The following is a 17,858-nucleotide window of genomic DNA, read 5'->3' on the forward strand; positions in this document are numbered from 1 at the left end:
TGAGCCATCAGGTTGAATATGCGCCTCATCCTGGACTGAGGGGGCCGGATGCGGCAACTCTGAACAAATTCCATGCCAAATAGAGCCCTGCTGCTCTTTAATACTGTTAAGCCGCACCCTAGATTTCTCTATGCCGCCTAGCCCAGCGCCGTGTCGCCGTGCTAGGTGCGAGCCAATATTGCGTTGCAGTGGCAAAGCCCGCGACGCTCCTCCATAACTTCAGGTTTAAAATGGCCCTTCGCAATATCGCGATCATCGCGCACGTCGACCATGGCAAGACGACACTCGTCGACGAGCTTTTGAAGCAATCCGGCTCCTTCCGGGAAAACCAGAAGGTCGCCGAACGCGCGATGGATTCCAACGACATCGAACGCGAGCGTGGCATCACCATTCTCGCCAAGTGCACGAGCGTCGAATGGAAAGGCACCCACATCAACATCGTGGACACGCCAGGCCACGCCGATTTCGGCGGCGAGGTTGAACGTATCCTCAACATGGTCGATGGCGTCATCGTGCTCGTCGACGCTTCGGAAGGCCCGCTCCCGCAGACGAAGTTCGTCGTCTCGAAGGCCCTGAAGCGCGGCCTCCGCCCGATCGTCGCGATCAACAAGATCGACCGCCCGGACGAACGCCACCAAGACGTCTTGAACGAAGTCTTCGATCTCTTTGCGAACCTTGACGCGACCGACGAGCAGCTCGACTTCCCCGTTCTCTACGGCTCAGGCCGCAGCGGCTGGATGGCGCGCGATCCTGCGGGTCCGCAGGAAAATCTGGCGCCGATGTTCGATCTCATCCTCGAGCACGTGCCGCCGCCGGCCGTCGATGACGGCCCGTTCCGTATGCTTGCGACGACGCTGGACGCCGATCCGTTCCTTGGCCGTATTCTCACGGGCCGCGTTACGTCGGGCACTGTGAAGCCGAACCAGCAGCTGAAGGCGCTCGATCGCGAGGGTAAGCTTCTGGAGAGCTTCCGCGTTCAAAAGGTTCTGGCGTTCCACGGCCTCGAGCGCACGCCCGTTGAATCGGCGGGCGCCGGCGACATCATCGCGCTGGCCGGTATGAGCCTCGCCAACGTCGCCGACACGCTCTGCGATCCAGCCGTTACTGAACCGCTGCCCGCACAGCCGGTCGATCCGCCGACGCTGTCGATGACGTTCCGCATCAACGACGGCCCCTTTGCAGGCCAAGAAGGCGACAAGGTTCAGAGCCGCGTCATCCGCGATCGCCTCCTGAAGGAAGCCGAACGCAATATCGCGATTCGCATTGAACAAAGCGAAGATAACGATAGCTTCATCGTCTCGGGCCGCGGCGAGCTTCAGCTCGCGATCCTGATCGAGAACATGCGCCGCGAAGGCTTCGAGCTGACCGTGTCGCGGCCGAAGGTGGTGTTCGAGACCGATCCCGAAACCAACCAACGCCTCGAGCCGATCGAGGAAGTCATCGTCGACGTCGACGATAACTATACGGGCGTCGTCGTGCAGAAACTCGCCGAGCGCAAAGGCGATCTCCTCGAGATGCGGCCTTCGGGCGGCGGACGCACGCGCATGGTGTTCCACGTACCGACGCGCGGCCTTCTCGGCTATCAGTCGGAGCTTCTGTCGGACACCCGCGGCACCGGCATCATGAATAAGCTCTTTCACGCCTATAAGCCGTATCGGGGTGAAATCGCCGGACGCCGCACAGGCGTGCTGATCTCCAACAGCCCCGGCGAAGCCGTCGCCTACGCGATCTTCAATTTGCAGGATCGCGGGCCCTTCATGATCAACCCGCAGGACCGCGTTTACGAGGGCATGATTGTCGGCGAGCACTCGCGCGAGAACGATCTCGAAGTCAACGTCGTCAAGGGCAAGAAGCTGACGAACGTCCGCGCCTCGGGCAAGGACGACGCCGTGCTGCTGACGCCGCCGATGCGCCTGACGCTCGAAAAGGCGATGAGCTACATCACCGACGAAGAACTCGTTGAGGTGACACCGAAGTCGATCCGTTTGCGCAAGCGCTGGCTCGACCCGAACGAGCGTAAGCGCCAGAGCCGCAAGAGCGAAGCCGATCGCGCAAGCGGCGCCGCGTAAACTGCTGAATAGGTTGTATTCAGCAAGTTAAGCTAAGAATTGAATGACATTCGGGCGGCCCCTTCGCAGGTCCGCCCGAAATTTTATCTCCATCGTGCAACACGCCGCCTATGTCCGCGATCCCGAGCAAACATGGCGCCGCGCGTCTCGCTTAGCCGCCGATTTGACTTATGAAGCGAGCTTTGGTTTGACTGCCTGACGCCAATTCGGCGCAACGAGGCGATGGGCCGAACCACCTGACAATGCCTCTTTCCATCGACACATCATTTGAGACGGCGAAAGTGAGCCGTTGCCCCCCGTGATCGACTGGCCCAAAGGCGTAACGCCTACACCAGCCTTCGAGCGCGCCGCTTCCTTCATGGAAGAAGAGAGCGGCAATCTCTTCGTCACCGGCCGCGCCGGAACCGGCAAGTCCACGCTGCTGAGAGCGCTGCGCGATGCCTACGAGGATCGCATGGTCGTGCTCGCGCCGACGGGCCTTGCCGCGATCAACATCGGCGGCCAGACGATCCATTCCTTCTTCGGCTTCCCGCCGCGCCTGATCCAGGAAAGCGACATCAGGCGAAGCCGCAACGGCCGCGTCATGCGCGAGCTCGATTTCGTCGTGATCGACGAAGCCTCGATGGTGAGATCCGACATGATGTGGGCGATCGACCGCGCCCTGCGCGTCAATCGCGGCCGCCTGCGCGAGCCGTTCGGCGGCGCGCGCATCCTGCTGTTTGCCGATCTCCATCAGTTGCCGCCGGTCATTCAGGAACGCGAAGTCCTCACTCACCTCATCGACACATACGGAAGCCCATTCTTCTTTTCGATACCGGCACTGCGGGAAGGCAACGGAACGGCGCTGTTGGAACTCGATCAAATCTTCCGGCAGACCGACGACGCTCTGATCCATGTGCTCAACGCTGTCCGCGACGGCAACGTCAGCAATGACGACCTCGCCTTCATCAACAAGCGCGTCAGTCCTATCCGCACGCTGGCCGAGGGCGAGCCCTATGTAATTTTGACGCCGACGAACGCCGCCGCGAAGCGGATCAACACCGCATATCTCGAGGCGATCAAGGGCCCGCCGACCCGGTTCGACGCCAATATCACCGGCGACTTTGCGACGAATGTACAGCCGGCCGATGTCGCTCTCGAGCTGAAGCCCGGCGCCAAGGTGATGATGCTGAGAAACGATCCCGACAGACGTTGGGTCAACGGCACCATCGCCCGCGTTTCACGCCTGACCGAGAAACAGATATTCGTCGAAGTCGGAGACAAGGAATACGAGGTCGAGCAGGTCGCCTGGGAACACCGGCGCTACGCCTTTGACCAGTCCGCTGAGAAGATCGTCGAGACGATCGCCGGAACCTTCAAGCAGTTCCCGCTGCGTCTCGCGTGGGCTCTGACCATTCACAAAGCTCAGGGTCTGACGCTCGATAAAGTCTATATCGACCTCGGCGGAGGGACGTTCGCGCACGGCCAGACTTACGTCGCGCTTTCCCGCTGCCGGACGCTCGAAGGCTTGGCTTTGGCCCGCCCGCTAACGCGCCGCGACGTTATGTTCGATCCGAGCGCCGTCGGCTATCGCGATGTTTTTTCAAAACTTTGACTGATTTGAAATAAGACGCCGATCCCTTCGCATGTGCGAACAAGAGGATAGGGGATAACTGCCCACCCGGGTCGGGATATAAACATATTTGAGGCATAAGGACGCGATTTGGACGTCGGAAGCAGCATTTTTCGAAGTGCGAAGCAAAAACTTGTTGCATCGCACAATGACTTTGCTTATATAACGAGCAATGGTTTTGCCGTCGGGCGCCAGACGCTCTTTCGAAGACACGCTCAGATTTGTTTGAAGAATTAGGAGTCACCCCATGACCGACGCTTTTACTCGCCAAGTCCAAGACTTCACGAAGCAGGCCCAGGAGATGTTCACCGCTGGCAAGGACGCCAAGGTTCCTGAGAACATTTCAGCCTTCGCCGAAGACGCCATCGCGAAATCGCGCGATGCCTATCACAAGTTCACCTCGCTCGCGAAAGACAACGCCAAGGTCGCTGAGGAAGTCTTGCTGACGACCCAGGCAGGCGCCAAGTCTATCGGCGAGAAAATCGTTGCCAACACGCTTGCCAACACCGAAGCGGCCTTCGAAGCTGCTCAGGCCATCGCACGCGCTCGCACGTTCCCGGAAATCGCCCGTCTGCACGCCAACTATTGGCAGCAGCAGTTCGCCGTTGCCGGCTCCCAGTCGAAGGAACTCTTCGAGCTGTCCAACAAGGTCACGAAGCAGGCTCTCGAAACGGTTGGCGCCGCAACGACGAAGTCGTTCGAGCAGTTCAAGAGCGTTGGCTAAAGCCGAACGGTGCGACGGCCAGTTTTTAAGGTCAGTCGAGTGGGGCACTTCCATCTAAACAGGCGCGGACCACCGGTTCCGCGTCTTTTTTATTTGTGTGTCGGCGCCCGAAGCGTTGATGCGTTTTATGCGGCTTCGCGTTAAACTGGCCCCATGCTGAACCAGAGCCTCAAGGTTTCTGTCCGCAACGCCCGTCCCGCCGATGCTGGCGAGATTGCCGAAGTTTTCCGCGATTCCTGGCGGCTTGCGTATACCGGCATTCTGCCATCTCCCCATCTTGAACGCGAAATCATGCGCCGCGATGCCAATTGGTGGCGTCGCGCTATCTCGACCGAACAAAACCTGCTCGTCGCTCTCCATGGCGAAACGATCGCGGGCTATGCCACGTGCGGACGTGCCCGCGGCGCCGGCCGAGACGTCGGAGAAATTTACGAGCTTTATCTGGCGCCCGTTTACCAAGGTCTCGGCATTGGCGAACATTTGTTTGAAGCGTGCCGCGCCACGCTCGACGGCCTGGACCTCGAACGGTTGATCGTCTGGGCGCTCGAAGGCAACGACCGGGCCCGCGCCTTCTATACGCGCTGCGGAGGCCGCCCCACCCGCCGCTCTTGCTTCCGCTTTGGCAAAGCTCTGAGCGCCCGTATCGCCTTCGAGTGGTAATGGCACCTTGCGGGGAACATCGGATGGATGACCGCACGCTCCTTTTGCCGCATATGATGCCGATAAACTGTGACCTAAGCGGTCCTGGCGCGGCTGCTCTTCCCAGCAAGAGCGGCCGCAAACCCGAATGATTTAATTTGAGGTCCACCAATGCGTCTTGACGCCATCAAGCCCGGCAACAACCCGCCGGACGATATCAATGTCGTGATCGAAGTGCCGGTCGGCGGCGAGCCGATCAAGTACGAGATGGACAAGGCGTCAGGAGCACTCTTCGTCGATCGCTTCCTCTACACGCCGATGCGCTACCCGGGCAATTACGGCTTCGTTCCCCACACGTTGGGAAGCGACGGCGATCCGATCGACGTTCTCGTCTGCAACACGCGCGCAATCGTTCCGGGTGCAATCATCAACTGCCGTCCCGTTGGCGTTCTCGTCATGGAAGACGACGGCGGCGGCGACGAAAAGATCATTGCAGTTCCCTCGAGCAAACTCACCAAGCGCTACGAGACGGTGACGAGCTATACCGACCTGCCCAAAATCTCGATCGAGCAGATCGAGCACTTCTTCGCCCACTACAAAGACCTCGAACCGGGGAAATGGGTGAAGATCGATCATTGGGGCCACGTGGACGAAGCCAAGTCCCTCATTGTGCAGGCTCTTGAGCGCGCTAAAGCCCACGCTTGACGCTTGCCTCACGGCGATTGCTCGCCGTTTAAGGCTTCAATCCGGCGATTTCGCCGGTGGTGCCCTTTACGGTTGAGCAACCCCGTTGCTATATCGGCCCGGCTGGACGGCAACCACGCTGACGCACCGCGCCGAGCCGTAGGTAAGTTGGAAGCTACCGGAGACGTCATGAAGATCGCCGTTATGGGCGCGGCCGGCCGAATGGGCCGCGAACTGATCCGCGCGATCGCCGCCGACCCCGGCTGCACCGTTAGCGGCGCCCTCGAAACGCCAGGCTCGTCCGTCCTCGGAAAGGACATCGGCGAACTCGCAGGTCTCGAGCGCCTCGGCATCGCCGTCACGAGCGACGCCGCCGCCGTTATCGCGGCAGCAGACGCGATCGTCGATTTCACCTCGCCGAAAGCGAGCGTTGAATTCGCGCGCCTCGCCGCAAGCTCGGGAACGGCCGATATCATCGGAACCACCGGCTTCGATGCCGAAAGCAACGCTGCGATCGCCGAAGCCGCAAAGTTGACGCCGATCGTCAAGGCTGGAAACATGAGCCTTGGCCTCAACCTGCTGCAAGCGCTGACGCGCCAAGTGGCCGCCGCACTCGGGAACGACTACGATATAGAAATCGTTGAAATGCATCACCGGATGAAGGTTGACGCTCCGTCGGGAACCGCATTGATGCTCGGAGAAGCCGCCGCTGCTGGTCGCGAAATTGCTCTCGCCGATCATTCCGTTCGCGTTCGCGATGGACATACCGGTGCGCGCCGTCCGGGCGATATCGGATTTGCGACGTTGCGCGGTGGAAGCGTCGTCGGTGATCACACAGTGATTTTTGCCGGTGACGGCGAGCGCATCGAACTCACCCATCGCGCCGCTGATCGCGGGATTTTCGCCCGTGGAGCAGTGAAGGCTGCGCTTTGGGCAAAAGGCCGCGCACCCGGTCTCTACGCCATGACCGACGTGCTGGGTATCTAATCAAAATCCATAGCTGAACGCTGCTTGGAGACGCCGGGATGAGGATATGACGGACGCTCTGACAGACAACATTCTCGTGCTTGTCCGCCACGGCGAAAGCGAGTGGAATAAGCTCAATCTTTTCACCGGCTGGCGCAATCCAGACCTGACCGAGAAAGGCGTGATCGAGGCGCGCGTCGCGGGCCGCATGATCCGCGACCATCGCGTCAAGTTCGATATCGCCTTCACGAGCGCGTTGAAGCGCGCGCAACGTACGCTCGATATCATTCTGTCTGAGCTGCACCAGACCGACGTGCCGATCATCCGCGACGCTGCATTGAACGAACGCGATTACGGCGCGCTATCGGGCCTCAACAAGGACGAAGCGCGAAAGAAGTGGGGCGAGTCCCAGGTTCAGCTCTGGCGCCGTTCCTACGACGTTGCCCCGCCCGATGGCGAAAGCCTGAAGGACACGCTGGCCCGCGTTCGTCCCTATTACGATAAGGCGATCTGGCCCCAGATAACTGCCAGCAAGAACGTGATCATCGCCGCGCACGGCAATTCGCTTCGCGCCCTCGTGATGATCCTGGAAAATCTGTCGAAGGACGAAATCCTGGAACGCGAGCTCGCCACCGGCGCTCCGATTCTTTACAGGCTTGGAGCCGACGGCAAGGCAATCGACCGTAAGGACCTGCTTCCCGCTCGCTCCCTCGCAGCGCCGCCGGAAGATCGTATCGTTTAGACGAAGGAAGCTATTCGACCGGGGGGTTAGATGGTTGCGTTGGAGGATCTCGGCGGCGAAAAGGCCGCCGGAAGCGCGAGCACCGAAGGCACGCGAAGCCGAGAGAGGCTCATCGGCGTGTATGTCGGCATTCTCGCGGTTGTCTTGGCGCTCTGCAGCCTCGGCGATAGCAACTCCCAGCAAGACGCGACCCAGCAGAATATCGCCGCAGCAAACGTCTGGTCGTTCTTCCAGGCCAAGAACGCTCGCCGCCAAGCGCTCAGACTTCACGCCGATGAATTCGATGTGATGCTGAAGGTAACGCCCGCGATGCCGGACGACGTCCGCAAAACCATCGAAGCGAAGCTGGCCGACTACAAAGTCCAAGACCAGCTTCTCACGACCGATCCGGAGCGCGGCGAAGGTCTCGACGAACTCTTCCAGAAGGGCAAGGCCCTCGAAGCTTCTCGCGACGAAGCTCTGAAACGCGGCCCCTATTTCGATTACGGTCAGGCGCTGCTTCAGATTGCGATCGTGCTTGCCTCCGTTGCGCTTATCTCGGGCGGCAACTTCCTTCTGTTCGGAAGCTTCCTGCTCGGCGGCCTCGGAACGGTTCTGACGATCGGCGGCTTCACGCTGGCGTTTCCGCTACCGGGCTTTTTATCGTGATGCTTCGTTGAGATCGAACGCGACGATATTCGTCGCGATTACGCCTTTGTCCCGAATAAGCTCGACACGTCCACTGTAACGCCCCGTCGGCCAAGTATCCGAGAGACGCCGCCGCCCCGCAAACGCGACGTACGTCGCCTTATCGCGATCGAGCGGAGCCGCGCTCTCATCCAAAATCTCGCCCCTCGGTCCCGAGGCGACGAAATGCACCTGATCGCCCTTCATCAGATTGATGAACCGGCCGAAGACGATGAGTGCTGGCGACCCCGGCGTCAGGGGAACGACATTGCGATGGTCGAGTTCAAGCGCCTCCACCGTCGGCGGCGCACCGGCAAATTCCGCACCGATCATCTCGCCGTTTTTATAGGGAAACGCTGCCGCGACCTGCGGCTCCCAAATCCCCGGTCCGCGCGCATTGGGATCACATTTTCCATCCGTCGCATCGGGAAGAAACGGATCGACGATCCGGCCGTCGTGGCGAACGCTGAGGTGCACTTGCGCGAAATCCGCGAGGCCCGAAAACCCGGCTTCGCCTAACGGATCGCCCCGTTTGACGGTCTGGCCCTTGGCGACGCGCACGCTCCCCTGATGCATGTGGCAGTACTGGGTTTCCCAGCCGCTGCCATGATCGAGAATGACGCCATTGCCGCATTCACGCCCGGCAACGTCCTGGGGCTTTGCTTTCTTGAAGAAGACGTCCTGAACCCTGTCCCTGACCGCCTTCACCGTACCGTCGGCCGACGCAAGGACTGCGACCGGTGGCATCGTAGCGGCGGCGGAGAGCAGACGGAAATCCACGCCGCTGTGCTTGTCGTAGGTCGCCCGGCCGCACATGTAATCCTTGGCGCCCCGGCCCGGGTCGATATCGACGTAATTCTGGATGAAGCACGTCTTATGGGGCTGGCAGACGAGCGGGAGCGACAGTACCGGGCGGTCGTCTGCGGCGGCCTCCTGCGTCAAGAGACGCGGCAGCAATAGCCCTAATGCCAGCAAAGCGGACCGCCATCGTTGAAGCTGCATAGAACCCTCTGCGCCAAAGTGCGGTTTTTTGCGGCCGGGAGCTTGCCGCGCGCTCCTCCAAACGCTAGCACTCCCCCCGACTGATTTCCCCTCTTGAGTGACCAAGGATTGTTAACGGATGACGACGCACAACCTCCTTTTGCTCCCCGGCGACGGCATCGGCGTCGAAACGATCGCAGAGGTCGAGCGCCTCATCACGTTCTTCAACAACAAGAGCAAAACCGTCCGCTTCGACGTCGAACGCGATCTCGTCGGCGGCGCAGCATACGACGCTCACGGCGTCGCTATCACCGACGAAGCCATGGCCAAGGCTGAAAAAGCCGACGCTGTGATTTTCGGCGCCGTTGGCGGACCGAAGTGGGCAAATGTTCCCTATCAGCATCGTCCGGAAGCGGGCCTCCTTCGCCTCAGAAAGGATCTCGATCTCTTCGCCAACCTTCGCCCGGCGATCTGCTATCCCGCGCTCGCCGACGCTTCGAGCTTGAAGCGCGAGCTGGTCGAGGGCCTCGATATCATGATCGTGCGCGAACTGACCGGCGGTGTCTATTTCGGCGAACCCAAGGAAATCGTAACGCTTGAAAACGGTGAGCAGCGCGCCGTCGATACGCAGGTCTACACCACGCACGAAATCGAACGCATTACGAAGGTCGCATTCGACCTCGCCCGGAAGCGCAGGAATCTCGTCCACTCGGCCGAGAAGCACAATGTGATGCGCTCCGGCGTGCTTTGGAAGAAGGTCGCGACCGAAGTCCACAAGTCCTACGCGGCCGACGTCACGCTCGAGCATATCCTGGCCGACAACTGCGCGATGCAGCTGATCCGCAATCCGAAGCAGTTCGACGTCATCGTCACGGACAATCTGTTCGGCGACATCCTCTCCGACGAAGCCGCGATGATGACGGGCTCGCTCGGCATGCTGCCGTCGGCGTCGCTCGGCGCCCCGGATCCCAAGACAGGCCGCCCCAAAGCGCTCTACGAGCCCGTTCACGGTTCGGCACCCGATATCGCAGGCAAGGGCCTCGCCAACCCGATCGCGACGATCGCTTCGTTCGCGATGGCGCTGCGCTATTCGTTCGATCTCGGAAAAGAAGCCGATCTCGTCGATAAGGCGATCGCGCGCGTTCTCGAAAAGGGGCTCCGCACCGGCGACATCATGCAGCCGGGAATGACCAAGGTCGGCACGAGCGAAATGGGCAAGGCCATCGAAACTGAACTGCAGGCGCTCGCCGCCTGATCGCACTTCACAAAGTGCTCTAGATCGAGCTCTCCGCTTCGCTACGGCGGGGATGACAGCCGAAGAACGAAGACACATCCCGCGCTTGGCGGCCGGCTCGCGTAACGCAAGTCGCCAAGCGCAATTAAACGCTCGGCTCGTCCTTGCACGCGCTTGGTTGGCCTTGAATAGCTCCGCGCGCAGTCCAGCGCGGCTTGCCATCGCTCGGCCCTGGCGCCGCCTGTTCGGTACGCGACACGAAATAGAATTCGTAGCAGTTCGTATCGACTTGGGCGACGCGATAGCATCCGCCCGTCTCGTCGTAATCATAGATCGTGCACAAGGTGCCTTGGGTAATCGACCAATGGCCCGTGAGCGTCATGTCGCGCTCGACGTACTTGAGCCGTCCATCAGCGCCGTAGTGCTCGGTGAAAACCTTCCCGCTCACATAGCGGCCATCGAGCGTCGCGTCCTTGAACCGCTGAAGCTCCTCGTCGTCGAGCCAGGCGCTCATCGCCGATGTCGACGGCGCGAATGCTGGAGCGCACAGCGCGAGCGCTCCAATGACAAGCATCGTCAACGTCTTCAACGGATACACGGGCGGCCCCCTTCTCTTCTGTCGCGCACTGCGAGCTGCGGCCGCTACTAACCGCATAAATTGTTTCCTTCGCGGCGTCGTCAGACGATCCGCATGGCAGACCATTCGTCCTAGTCGAAGTTCCATTAAGAACGCGTGCAACGGCGCGCGCCGCGGCTACATCGCCTCGAACCTCAAGAATCCTTGAAAATCATGGGCTGGCCGCGTATGTGAAGCCCCTAGAAGACATGCGTCGTGCGGGCAAAATTCGTCGACAAAACCAAGATTTTCAAGGACATAACGTCATGGGCTATAAGGTCGCCATCGTCGGCGCCACGGGCAACGTAGGCCGCGAAATGCTGAATGTGCTCGCGGAACGGAAATTTCCCGTCAGCGAGCTTCATGCATTGGCTTCGCGCCGTTCGCTGGGCACGGAAGTTTCATTCGGCGATCGCGTCATCAAATGCGAGGACCTGGAGACGTTCGACTTCAAGGGCATCGACTTCTGCTTGATGTCGGCAGGATCGACCGTTTCGAAGGAATGGTCGCCACGCATCGGTGCTCAGGGAACGATCGTCATCGATAACTCGTCGTGCTGGCGCTACGACCAGGACGTGCCCCTCGTGGTGCCGGAAGTGAACGCCGACGCCGTGCGCGGCTTCGCGAAGAAGAACATCATCGCCAATCCGAACTGCTCGACCGCTCAGCTCGTCGTCGCACTGAAGCCGCTGCACGACGCGGCAACCATCAAGCGTGTCGTCGTTTCGACCTATCAGTCCGTCTCAGGCGCCGGCAAGGACGCCATGGACGAACTTTGGCAGCAGACCAAAGGCAAGTACGTGCCCGGTCAGGAAGTCGATCCGAAGAAGTTTCCCAAGCAGATCGCTTTCAACTGCATTCCTCACATCGACGTCTTCATGGAAGACGGATACACGAAAGAGGAATGGAAGATGCTCGCCGAAACGAAGAAGATCTTGGATCCCAAGATCAAGCTATCGGCGACGTGCGTCCGCGTGCCGGTGTTCGTCGGCCACTCGGAATCCGTCAACATCGAGTTCGAAAAGCCGATCAGCCCTGAGGAAGCCCGCGAGATCCTGCGCGCGTCCCCCGGCATCGTCGTCATCGATAAGCGGGAGCCCGGCGGCTACATCACGCCGGTTGAGGCTGCAGGCGAATTCTCGACGTTCGTATCCCGCATCCGCGAGGACGCAACCGTCGAGAACGGCTTAGCGATGTGGATCGTCTCCGACAACCTTCTGAAAGGCGCTGCACTCAACGCCGTCCAGATCGCAGAGACGATCGTCAATCAGCGCCTCATACCCAAGGCCGCTTAATAATTTCAGCGTCGCTGAGCTGAAGAGAGGGCGCCTGCAGATTTGCTGGCGCCTTCTTTGTCACTCAGGCGATTGAGCGCCTGAATGATCGCACCGAGATCCTGAAGAAAACGATCTCTGTGCTGCGCGGGCAAGCCCGACAGAATGCGTTCATCGACCTTGCGCGCCAGCGGCTCGCGGGCTTTCAGAACCTTCGCGCCCTCGTCCGTCACCTTGACAGCATAAGCACGCGCATCGTCACGCGTACGCCGCCGCTGCAGCAAGCCCTTCTTGATCATACGGCGAACCACGTCCGCCAGCGTCGACCGGTCGATGCCGGTAAGATCGACGAGCTGGGTCTGGCTGACGCCCTCATTCTGAGCAACCGTCAGCAGAATGGCATACTGACGAGGTGTTAGATCGTCGCCGCCAAGTTCAGTTTGGAAGAGTTCGGCCGCACATTGTCCGGCTCGATGTAGAAGGTGCAAAGGCGACCGCTCGAGGCGGTTGATTGCGATTTCACGTGCCATTCCATGCCCCAGTGCATTCCGCCCATCTCCCCCCGGGGACGACCGGCATTCCGAGACCACGGCCTCGGCCGGCGATAAGACGAAATGATCAAACCCTCAGTTTTAATCCGTAGTTCCTGTAAAGAAACACTACACGGAGTGCTCAGTCCAGCGAAAACGGAAACGCTGTTCAAAATTTTGCGAATAGCGGAAGGGCAGCGAGGAGGGCATGCGAATTACGACGCATTCGGACGATTATCGGCAGCGGACTCGTGTTTCTTCAGAAGACCTATTTGTGCAAGCGCAAAAAGGAATGTGATCGGCATGATGCCGAAAACTTTGAACGCCACCCACGTGTCGGTGGAGAAGAAGCGCCACATCACTTCGTTGAGGATCGCTAGGAACACAAAGAAAAGCGCCCAGCGAAGCGTCAGGATTCGCCAACCCTCTTCCGATAGGCGCATGACGTCTCCAAACACGATCTTGAGGAACAGACGCCCCGAGAGCAGGCCCGCGATTAAAATAGCGGCGAACAGCCCATTCACGATGGTCGGTTTGATCTTGATGAAATGATCGTCCTGCAACCACAGCGTCAGGCCGCCGAACACCAATACGAAAACGCCCGTGACGAGCGGCATCGTTGCGATGCGTCCGAGAAGGATCCGCGAAGCTACAAGCGAAATGACTGTTGCGACCATGAAGGCCCCGGTCCCAGCGAAGATACCGAAGCGGCTGTTGCCGATGAAAAATACAACGAGCGGGCCAAGCTCGACGAGCAGCTTGATGAGCTGCTTGCGATCGAACTGCGGCTCCTCGCTCGTACCCGGCACCTTTTGCTGATCCGACATGTCTCTAGCCTTCAACGTGAGCCGGGTCTGGGAGGCGATATTTCTGCATGAATCTCGTCAGGATCCATGCGTAGAGGCCGGATACCGGCAGGACAATGGCGACCTTGAACAAGATCCAAACGTTCACGCCGTCCATCTCATGGCCCAGGATTTCGTACATACGGTTTTCTTGAAAGGTCTGGCGCACATATTCGTTCGCCGCAGCCGTCAAGAAAAAGAAGAGCGCGAAGCTCCACGTGAACTTGTGCCAGCCTTCGTCGGTATAGTGAAACGTCTTGTCGAAGACGTACTTGAAAAAATTCTGATTGAGCCAAAGCCCTGAGATCAGGAACACGCCGAACAAGGCGTTGAAAATTGTAACCTTGATCTGCACCCACATCGGATCGTGCGTGATGATCGTCAGCGTCGCGAAGACGATGGTGACGCTCGACGCGATGAGCGGAAAGATCGGCGGCCGGTGGAACATATAAAGCATCACGGCGATGGCCAGAAACGTTGTGCCGATGAGCGCCCAGGTGCCCGTGTTGATGCCGAAGAACGCGTTGACGACGAACATCGTCACCAACGGGCCGAATTCGCTGAGAATGTTGATCGTCTGCTCTGCGTTGAATGGAAAAAAGCGCTTCCGTGCCTTCATCAGTGGAGCATTCCCGATATTTAAGTCCTGGGTCATATGAAGTTCAGTTCCCTGAAAGGTCAGATACCTGCGATGGCTTGCGCAAAATCTGCGGCAGAAAAGGCTTGCAGATCGTCCGCCCCTTCACCAACGCCGATGGCATGCACAGGCAGACCGAACTTGGCTGCAATCGCGACAAGAATGCCCCCGCGAGCTGTCCCATCGAGTTTTGTCATAATCAAACCTGTCACTCCCGCGCGATCCCGAAAGACTTCGACTTGGTTTAACGCGTTCTGACCCGTCGTCGCGTCGAGCACAAGAACAACGTCGTGCGGCGCGCTTGGATCTAGTTTCTTTAAAACGCGTGTGACTTTTTCGAGTTCTTCCATGAGCACCTGCTTGTTTTGCAGGCGTCCTGCCGTATCGAGCAAAAGTATATCTGCGCCAGTCGCTTGCGCCTGCTTCAACGCATCATAGGCAAGACCTGAGGAATCGCCGCCGACATCCCGCGCAACAACGGGCACGCCTGCGCGCTCGCCCCACACCTTCAACTGATCGATGGCCGCGGCGCGAAATGTATCACCCGCAGCGAGCACAACCGATTTGCCTTCGGCTTTGTATTTATTGGCGAGCTTGCCGATCGTCGTCGTCTTGCCCGTCCCGTTGACGCCGACCATCATGACCACATGCGGTTTATGCGACGTCTCGATGACAAGAGGCTTTGCGACCGGCGTCAGCACGCGCTCGACCTCGGTCGCTAGAACGGCTCTCACCTCGTCGGCCGAGATGCCCTTCTCGAAGCGACCTTTCCCAATGGCGTTGGTGATGCGGCTTGTCGTTTCGAGGCCGAGATCCGACTGGATCAACAGGTCTTCCAAATCGTCGATCGTATTGGCGTCGAGCTTTCGCTTCGAGAAGAGATCCGTGATACCGGACGTCAGCTTCGACGACGTTTTGCCGAGCCCCGATTTGAGCCGCTGAAACCAGCTCTGCTTAACGGGCGCAGGCTCGGCTTTGACGGTGACGTCTTTCGGCGGAGTTGGAGCGACAGTCTCCGGTGCCGCGACTTCGGGCACCGCTTGCTCCTCACCGTGCTTTGGTGCCTGTTCTTGGACCGGTTCGGATGCACCTCTGAAAAAGCGGCCGAAGATCCCTTTGCCTTTTTCCTTGGATTCGCTCACGAGGCTGCCTCGCCGACGAGCCGCTGCGTGTCAGCGCGCTTGATGTGTGTTCGAACGATTGTCCCCGCGCGGTGCGCGCGTTCGCCCTCCATCAGAACCTCAGCATATTGGGGCGTGCGTCCATTGCCATCGCGCTCGATCAGCACGTCGACCACCTGTCCGCGTTGACTTTCGAGATAGGAACTCAACACCGCGCTGCCTTTTGCACGAAGCTTCGCCGCGCGCTCCTTGGCGATGTTTCCCGGGACTTGCGGCATACGCGCCGCCGGCGTCCCTTTGCGAGGAGAAAATGGAAAGACGTGCAGATACGTCAGTCCACATTCATCCACGATATTCAGAGAATTTTCGAACATATCATCCGTTTCAGTTGGAAATCCCGCGATGAGATCGGCGCCAAACACGATGTCAGGTCTGAGCGCTCGCGCTTTCTCGCAAAAGGCAATTGCATCGGCGCGCAGATGACGCCGCTTCATCCGCTTCAATGTTAAGTCGTCGCCGGCTTGCAACGACAGATGCAAATGCGGCATCAACCGCTCCTCTTCGCCGAGCGCGATCATCAAATCGGCATCGGCTTCGACTTGATCGATCGACGACAGTCTGAGACGCGCAAGCTCCGGCACATGCTTCAACACTTGGCGAACGAGTTTACCGAGCGTCGCAGTTCCCGGAAGATCGCGGCCATACGAGGTGATGTCGACACCCGTCAGCACGACTTCGAAGTACCCACGTTCGACGAGCGCCCGCACCTGATTGACGACCTCGCCCGCAGGAACCGAACGCGACGGGCCACGCCCGAACGGGATGATGCAAAACGTGCAACGATGATCGCATCCATTCTGAATCTGCAAGTAAGCACGCGTGTGAGACTGGAAACCATCGAGCATATGAAGCGCCGACTCGCGCACACTCATGATGTCGTTTACCAGAACCCGCTCACTCGTCGCGGTCGATAATCCGGCGAAGGTCTCGGCCTTCATCTTCTCGGCATTGCCGATGATGTGATCGACTTCTGCCATATCGGCAAAGCGTTCAGGCTCGATCTGCGCCGCGCATCCGGTAACGATGATGCGCGCGTCGGGTCGCGTACGCCGCAGCTTGCGAACAGTCTGCGCGGCCTGTCGCACGGCTTCGCCTGTCACAGCACACGTATTGACGATGACGGCGTTATCAAGCCCCGCTTCGCGCGCGTGGCGTCGCATAACCTCGGACTCGTAAACGTTCAGCCGGCAGCCGAGCGTTATGACTTCAGGTTCGGACATGGGCTCTGTTGTCGTTCCTTTTGAGAGGCGCCCGCGAAAGGTTCGGCTCGAGATCCGATTGAGACGCCGGACTAAACCGACACCTTCGCCAATTTCGAAAAATCGATCGCGCCCTCGTACTCGAATTCAACGGGACCGGTCATCAGGATATGGTTGTTGGCCGCCCATTCGATGCTGAGATCGCCGCCAGGCAAAGTCACTTTGACACTACGGCCCGTCAACTTCTTTCGCGCTGCCGACACCGCCGCAGCGCACGCCGCTGATCCGCATGCCAACGTCAGGCCCGCACCACGCTCCCAGGTTCTGAGCAGAATGGATTGAGGCGAAGTCACCTGGGCCAGCGAAATGTTCGCGCGCTCCGGAAAAATCGGATGGTTCTCGAGCAATGGTCCGAACCGCCCGAGATCGTAAAGATCGAGATCCTCGACCCAGAAGATCGCATGCGGATTGCCGACATTCACGACTGATGGCGAATGCAGCACCGGATCGTCGATCGGCCCGACTTGCAATTCGATCGCGCGCGTATCGTGAAACTCTTCAGCTAGCGGAATGTCCTGCCAGTCGAATTTGGGCTCGCCCATATCGACTGTTATCGACGCCTGGTTTTTGACGACGGTCCCGAGAACGCCCGCGCGCGTTTCGACCAGAAAGCGCTCGCCCGCGCCGCCTTGCGCCAGAAACCACCCGACGCAGCGCATGCCGTTACCGCACGCGCCCGCTTCCGATCCGTCGGCATTGTAGATGCGCACGTACGATAGCGTGCCCGCCGTTTTAGGCGCGTGCAGCACCATCATCTGGTCGAACCGCGAGATGCGATCGGCGGCCACGGCCGCAACCTCTTCCGGCGTGAACGTGCGGGAGCTGTTCCGCAGATCGACAACGACGATCTCGTTGCCGAGTCCGTTCATTTTGAGGAAGGGGATGGTCGATGCGCTATTCATGCGAGCCTATATGGCGAGAAGCGCCAAGATTGACAATCGGAACGCGTGACGCCCCTGGTAGCTTCGCCACGGGCAGTCTTGCTATGATCGAGTGCCGGACAGCTAACTCGACCTCCGGCGGAACAAACCAGCAGCCTGCCCCGTTGAGGGAGGCAAAAGCTTGTTTTGTTTCAGTTAACGGCATGCGTCGTTCAGATCCCATGAGATTTTAAATGGCGCGATACTCGAAGCCGCTCCTCTTCAAGTTTGCCCTGGCCCGCGCTCGCCCCTGCTATTGCTACGGTTGTATTTGCCTCA

Annotated in this window: 18 protein-coding genes; 10 read left to right on the forward strand and 8 right to left on the reverse strand. The window is 59.5% G+C overall.

The features are described 5' to 3' along the window. Positions 1 to 230: 230 nt before the first annotated feature. The 8 genes from typA (at position 231) to G359_RS01700 (ending at position 8,084) form a co-directional block, all read left to right on the forward strand. The gene (gene typA, locus G359_RS01665) at positions 231 to 2,069 is read left to right on the forward strand and encodes a translational GTPase TypA (RefSeq protein WP_045837528.1); all 1,839 of its coding nucleotides are present in this window, start codon (positions 231 to 233) and stop codon (positions 2,067 to 2,069) included. A 298-nt stretch (positions 2,070 to 2,367) separates the two neighbouring features. Then, positions 2,368 to 3,663, forward strand: coding sequence for an ATP-dependent DNA helicase (locus tag G359_RS01670; RefSeq protein ID WP_045834713.1), 1,296 nt, complete (start codon positions 2,368 to 2,370; stop codon positions 3,661 to 3,663). Positions 3,664 to 3,928: 265 nt separating this feature from the next. Further along, positions 3,929 to 4,405 (forward strand): phasin family protein, encoded by a 477-nt coding sequence (locus G359_RS01675; RefSeq protein WP_045834714.1) that lies wholly within the window; start codon positions 3,929 to 3,931, stop codon positions 4,403 to 4,405. A gap of 153 nt (positions 4,406 to 4,558) precedes the next feature. After that, on the forward strand, positions 4,559 to 5,065 hold the full coding sequence (locus G359_RS01680; RefSeq protein ID WP_045834715.1) for a GNAT family N-acetyltransferase: 507 nt from the start codon (positions 4,559 to 4,561) through the stop codon (positions 5,063 to 5,065). A 150-nt stretch (positions 5,066 to 5,215) separates the two neighbouring features. Beyond that, entirely contained in the window at positions 5,216 to 5,749 is a 534-nt protein-coding gene (gene ppa / locus G359_RS01685) for an inorganic diphosphatase (RefSeq protein WP_045834716.1), read from the forward strand. A gap of 168 nt (positions 5,750 to 5,917) precedes the next feature. Continuing rightward, the gene (dapB, locus tag G359_RS01690) at positions 5,918 to 6,715 is read left to right on the forward strand and encodes a 4-hydroxy-tetrahydrodipicolinate reductase (protein WP_045834717.1); all 798 of its coding nucleotides are present in this window, start codon (positions 5,918 to 5,920) and stop codon (positions 6,713 to 6,715) included. Positions 6,716 to 6,773: 58 nt separating this feature from the next. Further along, on the forward strand, positions 6,774 to 7,436 hold the full coding sequence (locus G359_RS01695; protein WP_197077618.1) for a 2,3-bisphosphoglycerate-dependent phosphoglycerate mutase: 663 nt from the start codon (positions 6,774 to 6,776) through the stop codon (positions 7,434 to 7,436). Positions 7,437 to 7,466: 30 nt separating this feature from the next. Further along, positions 7,467 to 8,084 carry a DUF4337 domain-containing protein gene (locus G359_RS01700; RefSeq protein WP_045834719.1) on the forward strand — a complete coding sequence of 206 codons (618 nt, stop codon included), beginning with the start codon at positions 7,467 to 7,469 and terminating at the stop codon, positions 8,082 to 8,084. Here the strand turns inward: G359_RS01700 and G359_RS01705 are convergent. Then, the gene (locus G359_RS01705; protein WP_045834720.1) at positions 8,076 to 9,104 is read right to left on the reverse strand and encodes a M23 family metallopeptidase; all 1,029 of its coding nucleotides are present in this window, start codon (positions 9,102 to 9,104) and stop codon (positions 8,076 to 8,078) included. The genes G359_RS01700 and G359_RS01705 overlap by 9 nt on opposite strands. 118 nt (positions 9,105 to 9,222) lie before the next feature. On the opposite strand from G359_RS01705, the gene leuB reads away from it, so the two are divergent. Beyond that, positions 9,223 to 10,338: a 3-isopropylmalate dehydrogenase gene (leuB, locus tag G359_RS01710; RefSeq protein WP_045834721.1), complete on the forward strand. Its 1,116-nt coding sequence runs from the start codon at positions 9,223 to 9,225 to the stop codon at positions 10,336 to 10,338. Positions 10,339 to 10,462: 124 nt separating this feature from the next. Here the strand turns inward: leuB and G359_RS01715 are convergent, their stop codons facing one another. Further along, positions 10,463 to 10,891, reverse strand: a complete 429-nt coding sequence (locus G359_RS01715) for a hypothetical protein (RefSeq protein ID WP_245279895.1) — start codon at positions 10,889 to 10,891, stop codon at positions 10,463 to 10,465. A 308-nt stretch (positions 10,892 to 11,199) separates the two neighbouring features. On the opposite strand from G359_RS01715, the gene G359_RS01720 reads away from it, so the two are divergent. Further along, complete coding sequence (locus G359_RS01720; protein WP_045834722.1) at positions 11,200 to 12,228, forward strand: aspartate-semialdehyde dehydrogenase; 1,029 nt, start codon at positions 11,200 to 11,202, stop codon at positions 12,226 to 12,228. A 5-nt stretch (positions 12,229 to 12,233) separates the two neighbouring features. Here the strand turns inward: G359_RS01720 and G359_RS01725 are convergent, their stop codons facing one another. From G359_RS01725 to dapF, 6 genes are all read right to left on the reverse strand, one after another. Beyond that, on the reverse strand, positions 12,234 to 12,737 hold the full coding sequence (locus tag G359_RS01725) for a MarR family winged helix-turn-helix transcriptional regulator (protein WP_045834723.1): 504 nt from the start codon (positions 12,735 to 12,737) through the stop codon (positions 12,234 to 12,236). 215 nt (positions 12,738 to 12,952) lie between these two features. Then, positions 12,953 to 13,564, reverse strand: a complete 612-nt coding sequence (locus G359_RS01730) for a septation protein A (protein ID WP_045834724.1) — start codon at positions 13,562 to 13,564, stop codon at positions 12,953 to 12,955. Positions 13,565 to 13,568: 4 nt separating this feature from the next. Next, positions 13,569 to 14,201, reverse strand: a complete 633-nt coding sequence (locus tag G359_RS01735; RefSeq protein WP_245279896.1) for an inner membrane-spanning protein YciB — start codon at positions 14,199 to 14,201, stop codon at positions 13,569 to 13,571. A 59-nt stretch (positions 14,202 to 14,260) separates the two neighbouring features. Further along, positions 14,261 to 15,361, reverse strand: a complete 1,101-nt coding sequence (gene ftsY / locus G359_RS01740; protein WP_045834726.1) for a signal recognition particle-docking protein FtsY — start codon at positions 15,359 to 15,361, stop codon at positions 14,261 to 14,263. Continuing rightward, a complete protein-coding gene (gene mtaB / locus G359_RS01745) occupies positions 15,358 to 16,620 on the reverse strand; it encodes a tRNA (N(6)-L-threonylcarbamoyladenosine(37)-C(2))-methylthiotransferase MtaB (protein WP_045834727.1) in 1,263 nt (420 codons plus the stop codon). Before mtaB ends, ftsY begins: the two co-directional genes overlap by 4 nt. 71 nt (positions 16,621 to 16,691) lie before the next feature. Beyond that, positions 16,692 to 17,561, reverse strand: a complete 870-nt coding sequence (gene dapF / locus G359_RS01750) for a diaminopimelate epimerase (protein ID WP_045834728.1) — start codon at positions 17,559 to 17,561, stop codon at positions 16,692 to 16,694. Between the last annotated feature and the right edge of the window lie 297 nt (positions 17,562 to 17,858).

Origin of the sequence: Hyphomicrobium sp. 99 (assembly GCF_000384335.2) — a bacterium.
GTDB lineage: Bacteria > Pseudomonadota > Alphaproteobacteria > Rhizobiales > Hyphomicrobiaceae > Hyphomicrobium_B.